Annotated in this window: 6 protein-coding genes; all 6 read right to left on the reverse strand. The window is 32.8% G+C overall.

All coding sequences use genetic code 11. The annotated features are described in order from the left end of the window. Positions 1–35: 35 nt before the first annotated feature. Positions 36–6,272, reverse strand: a complete 6,237-nt coding sequence (locus tag K412_RS0107285) for a non-ribosomal peptide synthetase (RefSeq protein ID WP_024832492.1) — start codon at positions 6,270–6,272, stop codon at positions 36–38. Between the two features lie 14 nt (positions 6,273–6,286). Further along, positions 6,287–7,660 carry a condensation domain-containing protein gene (locus K412_RS0107290; protein ID WP_024832493.1) on the reverse strand — a complete coding sequence of 458 codons (1,374 nt, stop codon included), beginning with the start codon at positions 7,658–7,660 and terminating at the stop codon, positions 6,287–6,289. After that, positions 7,657–8,907, reverse strand: coding sequence for an aminotransferase-like domain-containing protein (locus K412_RS0107295; protein WP_024832494.1), 1,251 nt, complete (start codon positions 8,905–8,907; stop codon positions 7,657–7,659). The genes K412_RS0107290 and K412_RS0107295 overlap by 4 nt, the downstream gene beginning before the upstream one ends. Positions 8,908–8,923: 16 nt before the next feature. Continuing rightward, the gene (locus tag K412_RS0107300) at positions 8,924–9,109 is read right to left on the reverse strand and encodes a hypothetical protein (protein WP_024832495.1); all 186 of its coding nucleotides are present in this window, start codon (positions 9,107–9,109) and stop codon (positions 8,924–8,926) included. 2 nt (positions 9,110–9,111) lie between these two features. Further along, entirely contained in the window at positions 9,112–10,443 is a 1,332-nt protein-coding gene (locus tag K412_RS0107305) for a phenylacetate--CoA ligase family protein (protein ID WP_024832496.1), read from the reverse strand. A 237-nt stretch (positions 10,444–10,680) separates the two neighbouring features. Continuing rightward, positions 10,681–11,481, reverse strand: coding sequence for a thiamine pyrophosphate-dependent enzyme (locus K412_RS20585; protein ID WP_034847838.1), 801 nt, complete (start codon positions 11,479–11,481; stop codon positions 10,681–10,683). Positions 11,482–11,546: the final 65 nt, after the last annotated feature.

The following is an 11,546-nucleotide window of genomic DNA, read 5'->3' on the forward strand; positions in this document are numbered from 1 at the left end:
CCATTATCTATTTTTAAAATTTAGTACTCTAATAATCAAACAGTAATATTATCAAGTAACCCAGCAAACATCTTGAAAAATTCCTCCATCTTATCCTCTCGTAAATTACAATAGCTATAACTACAATTGAATAAAATTTCATTTCCTACTTCTTCTCTCACCTCAATAAGAATGTCATAAACATCTCCCAAATTACCGTTGTAAACAAGACCTGACCTATATATAAACGGTATTATAGAGTTGGAGTTCTTTTTAAACTTTGTTAGCTTAAGACTATCTATTTTATATAATTTGCTTTCCTTTTCACGGATAATTGCAGAATTTACAGCATAGAATATATCTTCAATCCCATAAATTTCACTAAAGTCTAACTCGATGGATAAAGCCTTATTATCCTCATTTCCTGAAGAAGTCTGAATCTTAATTAATTGATTTTTACTTGAGTCAGAAATCAGTAAAGCAAAAAGAGATACCACTATATCCCAATAAGTTACATTTTCTTTTTGCGCTAATGATTTTAAACCCATAGTAGTCTTTTTAGACAATCTGAATTCATACTTAATTTCTTTTTCTGTATTTATGGTATTACTAAAAAAATCTTCATTTAACGCTACTTCTAAATCTAATTCTTTACTTTCAAATGCAGTTTTCAATTCCAAAAGATATTCTGCCAGAGCTTGGATTGTTGGATATTTGAAAAAATCGGTTACTTTTATTTCTGGAAATTTAACACTTATTTGAGAGTGCATTTTAACAAGTAAAAATGAATTACCTCCTATGTCAAAATAATTATCTGTAACCCCAAACTTATCAATGTTTAAGTTTTGAGACCAAACCTCATATAAATAAGCTTCAATCTCATTAGAAGGAAGGATATTCTCAGAATTAAAAGATACCTCCGGCTCTGGTAAAGCTCTAATATCTGCTTTACCGCTTGGTGTACACGGGATTGAATCAAGCCTTACGTAATAGTTCGGTATCATATAGTCTGGCAGATTGTGGGATAGATAATTCCTAATATCACTCGTTCCTATGTCATTTTCTGAGACATAATATGCACATAAAATTTTTTCATTATTATGTCCTTCTTTTGGAGCAATTGCAACATTTTTTATACCCGGGTAACTCAATATGTTTCTTTCTATCTCTTCTAGTTCTACACGGAATCCTCTGATTTTTATTTGAGAATCCATTCTACCGATATACTCTATAATCCCTTCTTCCAAGAAAACCCCTAAATCACCTGATTTATAAAGCTTTTCAGCAGGATTTTTGCTAAATCTGTTGGCAACAAACCGGCTATTTGTCAATTCCTCCTGCTTTATGTACCCCGGAGAAACTCCAATACCTCCAATATATATCTCTCCAGGAACTCCAATAGGACAAAGATTCATTTCTTCATCAAGTATATATATTTGCATATTTTGAGCAGGTATCCCGATTGGGACAACACTTCTTCTGTCAGTAAACGGATTAAATTTATGAATCATACATCCTACTACCGTCTCAGTAGGACCGTACTCATTATATATACTAACCCTGCCGTCAAATTTCTCATATACTTTAAGTGCCAATTCCGTAGTAAGCTGTTCACCTCCAACAATAATTTTTTTAATCATTGATTTCGAACAGTCCATTTCGAGAAGTAACCTTAAATGAGTAGGCGTAGCTTTTATAATATTTGATACTCCATCTTTGACAATATTATTTAACACAGTTATTTCCTTGGGGTAAATTACTATAGTATTACCACTTATTAAAGGTGTGTATATAGAGGTAACAGTTAGGTCGTATGCAACTGAAGAATATAGCGGAAAATAAATCTGTTCATTTTCAAAATATTGTTTTATCGCCCATTCAACATAATTAACTACGCCTTTTTGTTTTATCATACAACCTTTGGGCTTTCCTGTTGAACCGGATGTGTAAATAATATATATCAAATCCTCAGGGCTATAACTATTCTCAACGTATTCCCCTTTACCAGAAGATAAATCAACCTTGTCAATATTTATCACTTTATATAGCCTCTGGATTTCTTGAGTTTCTATAGAGTTTTCCGTTAATAAAACATTACAGTTGCAATCTTGCAGCATAAACATTTTTCTTTCATGAGGAAAATCAGGATCAATTGGTAAGTATGTAGCACCTGATTTTATAATACCTAAAATAGCTATAATTAGCCAAGGTGAATTGTTCATCATTAATCCAACAATCTCTCCCTTAGCCACACCTTCATTTTTCAGCTTATGTGCCAAGCTGTTAGAAATCTGTTTCAATTCTAGATAAGTTATCTTAATGCTGTTATGTATAATTGCAATCTTATCAGGTGTTTCCTGAACACGCTTATCAAATAATTGCTGAATTGTCTTCTGTGAAGAAAACTTCTTTGCAGTATCATTGTATTCTAAGATGAATTTTTTCTCATTCTCTGGAGATATTATTTTAATATCTTTAATAGAAATATCAGGATTATGTATAACAGCATTTATTATTCTTTTATAAAAAGCTATGTATCGCTCAATTGTAGTTTTCTTAAATAATCTGGAACAATACTCAAGTTCAAAGTCTATAGTTCCATTATTCTCTGTTGCAAAGAAAGTTAAATCAAATTTAGATGTCTTTCTCTCATACCTATACTTTACCAGGCTCATACCGGGAATTCTGAAATCAGAGTTATCTGAATTCTGCATAACAAAGGATACATCAAAAAGCGGATTTCGATTTGTGTTCCGTTGTACATCCAAATCCTCTATTATATCTTCAAATTGATAATCCTGATTTTCAAAAGCATTTAATACTTTATCTCTAATCTGAGAAAGCAGAGTAGTAAATGGTAACTGTTTGTCAATATTCCCTTTAATAGGAATAGTATTAGCAAACATCCCCACTATATCATGTGTATCGGGATGAGTTCTTCCAGATGTAACAGTTCCTATTACTATATCATCCTGGTTTGTTAGCTTATTAAACAGAATAAAAGAGACTGCCATTAACAGCATGAAGTTTGAACAATTTTCCTTTCTTGCAATCTCTTCAAGCTTATGCACCACTTCTCTTTCAATTGTAAATCTTATTCTATCACCATCATAATTCTGGATGTCGGGTCTTATGTAGTCCGTTATAAGATTTAAAACGGGAATATCACCTTTAAACTCTTCTAACCAATATTGCTTCTGCCTTTCAAGCTTTTTATTTAATTTTTGCTCTAATTGCCATTGGGCATAATCCTTATAGCTTTTTGTAAGTGCAGGCAATTCAACTCCGGAATATAACCTATAAATATCATTAATTAGAATACTGCTTGAAAAGCCATCTGAGATTATATGGTGCATGTCAATTACAAGAACATGTAAGCTATTTTTCAGGCTAATTAAACCTACTCTAAACAGACATGGCTTACTCAAATCAAATGAACGCACAAATTGGTTTATTTTATCTTGTATGCTGGACTCTGTAGATTCCAACTCTTCAATACAAAAATCTACTTTTTCGTAAATTTTTTGTACGACTTCCTCATCTTTAAGTAAAAAAGCCGTCCTTAAGCTTTCATGACGTTGTATAAGGCATTTAAAAGCATTTTTAAGTTTCTCTATATCAACAGTATCTTCTATAAGATAAGCCTCTGTCATATTATAATTAGTGCTTTTAGGGTTCATTTGATTTAATATATACAGACGTTTTTGAGCTGATGCTAGAGCGTAAAACTCTTTTTCCTGTGCTTTCGGGATACCAGAATAATTCTCCTCTACACCGTTTCTAATATACTCCGCAATTTGCCTTATAGTAGATTTCTTAAACACCTCATCGACAGGTATCTTTATACAGAACTCTTTATATAGTCTTGATACTAAAACTGTTATTTTAAGTGAATGTCCGCCTAATCTGAAAAAATCCGTATCAATGCCAATCCGGTTCTTTTCTATAGATAAAATTTCCGCCCAAATATCACTTATTTTTTCTTCAATATCATCTCTCGGAGCAACATATTCTTCATCCATGCCAGTTTCAAATTCAGCTAACTTTTTGTAGTCCACTTTACCATTTGGAGTCACTGGTATTTCCTGAATCTCTATAAGCTGTGACGGAATCATAAACTCAGGCAATTTAGTGCTAAGATAGTTTCGTAAACGAACCGTATCAACTTTTGTTTCAGGAACTATATAAGCAATTAATTCTTTTTCATCCTCGGTAGTATCACGAACTGTTATTATTGCTTCCTTGATACCCTCATATTTGGATATCATAATTTCTATTTCGCTTATTTCAAGTCGTGAACCCCTTATTTTCACCTGCTGATCATTACGTCCCAGAAACTCTACAGTCCCATCAGGTAGCCATCTTCCCTGATCACCTGTTTTATATATTTTTTCACCGGTACGGAAAGGATTTGCGACAAATCTTTCCTCAGTTAGTTCTGGTTTATTTAAATATCCCCGCGCTATACCTGACCCACCTACATATATTTCTCCCGGAACACCTGATGGCTGCAGTTCACCATCGCTGTTCATAATGTATATACTTGAATTATTTATTGGTCTTCCAATAGGAATAGTTTGCTCGTAAGTCTTATCTACAGGTATCCATGATGAAAAGGTTGTATTTTCAGTAGGTCCATACATGTGTAGTATTTTAAGGTTTTTATATTTTGTTCTAATATTATTTAAGTACTTTGGCCTCACAAGATCCCCACCGATTAGAAAGTACTTTAGATTTTTGAAGACACTATCATTATAAAATGCTATCTGATTAAACAATTGAGGTATTAAGTGCAATATTGTTATATTATTATTGTTTATATAATCCCCAAGTTGAAAAGGATCCAACAAAACCTTATTATTTATAATATGTAGTGTCAAGCCGTTTAGCAATGATGCCCACACTTCAAATGTAGTAATGTCAAATACAAAAGATCCTGTCATAAGCAGATGATCTGATGGCTCTACTTCAATGAAATTCATTCCCTTAACAAGACTTATGACTCCCTTATGCTCTATCATTACGCCCTTAGGATTACCTGTGGAACCTGACGTATAAATGACATAAGCAAGTTGAGCCGCATCTGTATACTCTTGAATACACGAAAAATCTTCATTAGCATTTGTGTCTGTAACCGTATTTAAACTAATAATGTCTCCTTTAAAACCAAGGTCGATTATTTTGTCAAAATACTCCTCAAATGACAATATAATTTTCACTTGCGAATCATCTAGCATGTATTTTATCCTGTTCAAAGGATAATTTGGATCAAGAGGCAAGTATGCGCAGCCAATTTTTAATATCGCCAGCAAACCCACTATGGTTTCCGGTGATGAATGTGTCATTATCCCAATAATTGAACCAGGTTCGATACCGTTATCAATGAGTTTACAGGCTAGTATATCCGACAAATAATCTATTTGCCTATACGTTAAAGATTCATTATTATAAATTACAGCATCATTTTCGGAGAATTTTTCTGCTGTTTCTTTAAATAATTTATGTATAGTCGAACCCTGTGGATATGGTACCTGTGTATTGTTATATTCATTGAGAATTTTTTCTTCTTCGTACTTTGTTATGATTTTATAATCTTTTATTTTACCGTAGGGATTCTCAATTATTTGTGAGAATAAAAATGAAAACCGCTGACCCAGGGCATTTATTGTACTATCTTTAAACAAACAGGCATTATATGAAATAACTAACTCTAAATCAACATTACTTCTCCTGAGAAGTAAAACCATTTCACTGCCAAATTCCCCGTAGAAGCTTTCAGTCTTATTTTTTTCATGTATCTTATCAAACATAAAAAAATATCTAAAAATTTCACTGTTTTTATATTGATCTAATTTTTTGATTACTTTTTTTATGGGATAGAAATAGTTTTTATACCCTCCAGATACCTTCTCTTTTACTTTTGTAAGTATTGCCATGAATGTATCGTCACTATTTATGTCAGTATTAATTACTATGCAATTTTCGAAATCTAATACCTGGTTTATCAACATGGGAACAGATATGCCAATGTTATTACCGCCGGTATATTTGTGCATCAATATCGTAAATACCGCAAGTTGAAATACGAAAATTGAAATATCGTCATTTCTACATATTCTATATAATTTCTGGCATTCATCCCTGTCAAGATTAAAACAACAAGACTTTACTTCTACTCTGCTATTATTTGGGTAATCATACATAATTCCTGCATTATAAATGCTACCAGATAATTGATTTATCCAATACTCTTTTGCTTTTTCCAACGAATCGTTATTAATAAATGTTCTCATAAGTAACCCCATTTTTATTTAAAATCGAACTCAATATTGGGAATAAACTCCTCTAATACATTGCCAGTATAAACAAGATTTTCCACTAAGCATTTAGGATTGTCTATCAAGTCTACAATAATTTGCATAAAGCTCTTCATCATTTTTTCCACTTCTTGATTTTCATAAATATCTTTTCTATATTTAATACTTACCTCACACTCTTGAAACAATCGTATTTCAAAAGTTATAGGAAAACTGGTTTTCAATCTATTGTTTTGATAATCAATAACCCTCAGAATATTGTTATTAAACAAAAATTCCATATCTACAGGATAATTTTCAATAACCATAATTGAATCAAACAGTTCCTCATTTTTATTACACGAAACATATTTCTTTATCTCTGAAATAGGAACTTGTTCAAAATCACTTCTGGCTTCAATCTCCTTATTAACTCTAGTTAGAAGATCTATTATAGTGTCTTTTGGCTTTACTTTGACTCTTAAAGGTATAGTATTGATAAACAGACCAATAATTTTATCTACATCTTTTATTAAAGAATTTCTGCCTGACACTACAGTTCCAAAAATAATATCATCAGTATAGCTTTTTTTTTGAAGACACAAACCCCAAACTGTAAATAATATAGATGATACAGTTATCTGATTTTCCATTGCAATACAATTTAACTTGTCAAGTATTTGTTTGCTTATTATTGAGTCGTAAGCTCCAATATCATAGGATTTAGTATCATTATCTGGCTCTCTTTTTGTAGTCTGTATAGTATCAATCTTGTTCAAGTATTTTTTCCAGAAGCTTTCTGCATTTTTTTGCTTCTTTGATAATTTGACAAACTCCTTATAACTTGTCTTATACACTCTTGGAAGACTTTTGTTCTGGCTTAAACTAATATATGCTTGTACAAATTCTTTTAATAGAATTCCATTACTCCATCCATCATATATAATATGATGGATATTAATTATCATGTGAAGCAAATTACTTTCCTCGCAACAGAAAGTTATGCGAAATGGAACTGTTGCCAGATCAAATCCTTTACTTATTTCATCAAATTTGATTTGCTCTATTCTTTCACTTATACTTTTAGAATCTTGTATCTCACTTAGATCGTAGTAAGTAATTTCAACATCATTTTTCTTAAGAATAATCTGTACAGGTGACCTTAACCCTTCCCACCGAAAGATTGTCCTCAAAGCTCCATTACTGTCTACTACGTGCTGCCACGCTTTTATGCATAAGGGAAATACCACATTCCCCACAAGTTTAATATGAATCTGTTCAAAATATTGGTCTTTGCCCTCATTAGCAATATAATCAAAAAGCATTGCTTCCTGCATAAATGATAAACCAATAATATCCTCTACATTATTTGCATCAATTTTCATGACTTACTCCTGATAAACTTAGCCAGTCTTTCTAAACCATCTTCGATTTGCTTTTCCGTAAGATTGCTGAATGCTATCCTTATTTGATTTGTTCCTTGGCTCTTATTTATACAAAACATATACATAGGGCAAACTATAACGGAGTATTTTTCAACACATTCAAGAATTAAGCTATCCGTTAATGAGAACGGAATGTCCAAACTCATAAAAAATCCTCCTAACGGTTTTTGCCAATTCAGGCCATGTCCAATGCACCGTCCAATAGTATCTATTAATATATTTCTATTTTTCATACAACTTTCAACTTTTGGTTTACACAATGCTTTCAGAGAATAATTTTCCTTTTCTAAAACTGCACCTAGCATTGCCTGAAGAATTACTGATGAATTAACAGTGATAAAGCTTTTCACCTTTTTTAACATCTCGGAAAGACTATACGATACATTATTATGCTTTATCTTTCCATCTGCAAGTAAATACCCAAGTCTCATAGAAGGAAAAATAGTTTTTGAAAAACTGCCTATATGAATTACTCTTTTATATTTATCAATTGCTTTCAGAGTGGGTATTTTCTCTGTATCATAAATATAATATCCATAAGGATTATCTTCTACGATATAAAAGTCATATTTTTCAGCTAATTCAATGATTTTTTTTCGTTCACTTAAAGGCATGTAGCTACCTGTCGGATTATGAAAATCAGGGACTTCGTATAATACTTTTGGTTTTTTACCCTGTTTTATTAGATTAATAACTGTATCTTCTAAGTCATCCATATCTATACTTTGATTTTTTCTTTTAATTGTACATACATTTACTCCGGCTATTTTTGCATACCCTATAAAACCTATATAAGAAGGCTCGCTAACCATAAGAACATCCTTCTTAGATGAAAAAAGCGAATTTATAACTATAGCCATTGCTTCCTGTGCTCCATCAGTTATGATAATATCTTCCGAATCTATAGTTATACCTTCGTCATTGTATACAAGTTTTGCTATATATTCATTTATTATGCCTTTTGTGAAATTATATTGTCCCAAATAATTAAAGTAAGCATTTTCGTCCATATTCCGGGGTTTATTTTTTTTCACAAAGTCCTTTATTCCCAAGACTACTTCCTCTACATTAAAGAATTCCTCATTTGGTCTCCCGGAACCGAATGAGATTGCTGACGGATGTTTAACGCTTATTTCATTGAGAAAATTCATTGATTCAAGATATGTATCAAATAAGTTATTATTCACTCGGTTTACCTCACATTTAAATATCCATACACTCTATTTTTAATATTTCAACCAGAACCTTTAACTGTTTAGCATTTTTTTTAATGCATGGAATTGAATTACCACTTTGAACTAAATCTTGGACTGATTCCTCTAACTTCTGAATTAGCCTTTGTATATCGGCAATATCTTCATGAGTTTTACTATTCTCAGCTACAAGCATATTTATGTTTCCTCCTTTATATTTATGTAGCGCTTGGATTTCAGTTCATTTGTTTGTAATTCTCCATTTTTCTTTAATGTAATAACAAAGTTAAGAAAAGTTTTGCTATATATTCTTTCTCTCAGCCTTTCCCTTATTTCGTCATATTCTGAATCTGCAACTCCACAAGCCGTCTCTACCACAAGCTCTAACTTTCTGATCTTTTCACTGACTTGTATTATATATTCTCTTCCTAGTTTTTCCTCGCTCTGTACGATGTCTTCTATAACCGCAGGGGTAACAAATGTTCCACGCACTTTAATCAAATGATCTATTCTTCCCTTTACGCCACCTTTTAACATCCTATATGTCCGATTACACGTACAGGGTAAATCCTGCCAGCAAGCCAAATCATTTGAATTAAATCGAATACACGGCCTACCCTTCCTGTGTAAAGCAGTTATTACCAAATAGCCGTATTTGTTAGGTTCTGTAATTATTTCATGAGTATCAAGATCTAGTATTTCTACTAAAAACATACTTTCATTTATGTGGAGTCCCCCTGACTTTTCAGAACATTCGAATCCCCAGGCTCCAATCTCAGTTGCTCCGATATGATCGTAAACATCACAATCCCATTGTGACTCTATTTCTTTTTTGGTTGAATTGATCAACGCACCCGGTTCACCAGCACATATAATCTTTTTTACTGAAGTTTTTCTTAAATCAATACCTTTTTCTTTTGCTACATCTATTAATCTAAAAATATATGTTGGAGTAGATATTATTGTCGTGATATCCAGTTCCAGAATTTTTTCAATCCTTTGCTGAGATGTAAGCCCTCCAGCCGATACTATCTCAGCACCGATTTTTTCACACCCGTAGTGAGCTCCCCAAAAACCAATAAACAAGTTATAATTAAAGGCAATTAATACTCTATCATTCTCCCTTATCCCCTGAGCCCAAAGAACCGTAGCCCAACATTCAGCCCACCAATACCAATCCTCTAGGGTGTCAGGTTGTCTTATGGGATTATGCGTTGTACCACTTGTTTGATGATAGAAAACAACCTCATCTTCTGGAACGGCAAGTAAATTACCGTAAATTGAACTAGATTTATTTTTATCTAGAAATTCCTTGTTAACTATAGGAACCTTATTTATATCATCGAAACACTTAATCATGTCCGGATTTACACCATGTGCATCATATAAATTCCTATATGCCGGTGAGTTTAGATATGCAAATGTAAAAATATCTTTAAACCTTTTAAACTGTAATTCTTTTATCTTGGTTACATCAAGGGTTTCCATGTACGGGTTCCAGTAAATAGATGATTCTTTATTAGTATTCATATTTCAAACCTACCTGCATTATATATTATTGAATCACAGCTACCATGATAGTCCTGTACTCTCCTAGAAATTTCCGTATAAGTTAAATGGCCAGAAAGGACAAACTTAGTATTGTGCTTCTCGTTCTTGAGTGAATAGATACCCGATATACAATTATTAGGCTTACTGGTACAATGGCCTAAATACTTTTGTAGTATACATTTTGAAGAAAATACCCTAGAGCCTATTTATGTATTTTTAAGGGGTACTATCCTCTTTAATTACTTTTTTAAATCGTTTTTGAAGTTTTAGATATTTAAGTGTATTTATATTCTCTGATATTTGAATATTAATCTTTTTTTGTCCTTCAATAATCTCGTAAAGTGTCCACAGCCCTGTTTCCACTGCTTTTCTTGCCACCTCAACTGTCATACTGGCATCAAACCCCCACCCCGTAGGGCAAGGAGTATGTATATGAATATATGCAGGCCCATTCACATCTTTAGCAGTTTTAACCTTTTTTTTCAAATCGTTTAAATAACCTATTGAAGCTGATGCTACGTATGGTATATTATGTGCCTCAACAATTTTAAGCATATCTTTTTTGGGAGTAAGCTTACCCCCTGGTGTAGTTGTTGTCCACGCACTGTAAGGACTTGAGCCACTACCTTGCATCCCAGTATTCATATATGCTTCATTGTCATAGCATATGTACAACACTCTTTCTCTTCTTTCAAGCATACCGGACAACGACTGTAACCCTATGTCTACTGTTGCCCCATCTCCAGCGAATCCCAATACTGTTATGTCTTCTTTGCCTCGAATATCAAGACCAGCACGGATTCCTGCCGCATATGCAGCAGTGTTCTCAAGATTACCTTGAAATCCCGGTATTTTTAGAGCTGTGGAATTGCCATAACCGGAAAAAAGCGCTGCGCAACCGGGGGGAATTACTATGATGGTTTTTTCGCCCAACACACCCAATACACATCTAATTGCAATTTCTAACCCACATCCTGCACAAGTACTAACACCATTAGCTACTAGATTATTACTCATATGCAATATACCTTGTGAGCATAACGTCATGGTCATCATTTTTTACATCATATATAAAGTTCAGT

The sequence above is a fragment of the Ruminiclostridium josui JCM 17888 genome (assembly GCF_000526495.1).
In the GTDB taxonomy this organism is placed as follows: Bacteria; Bacillota; Clostridia; order Acetivibrionales; family DSM-1351; genus Ruminiclostridium; species Ruminiclostridium josui.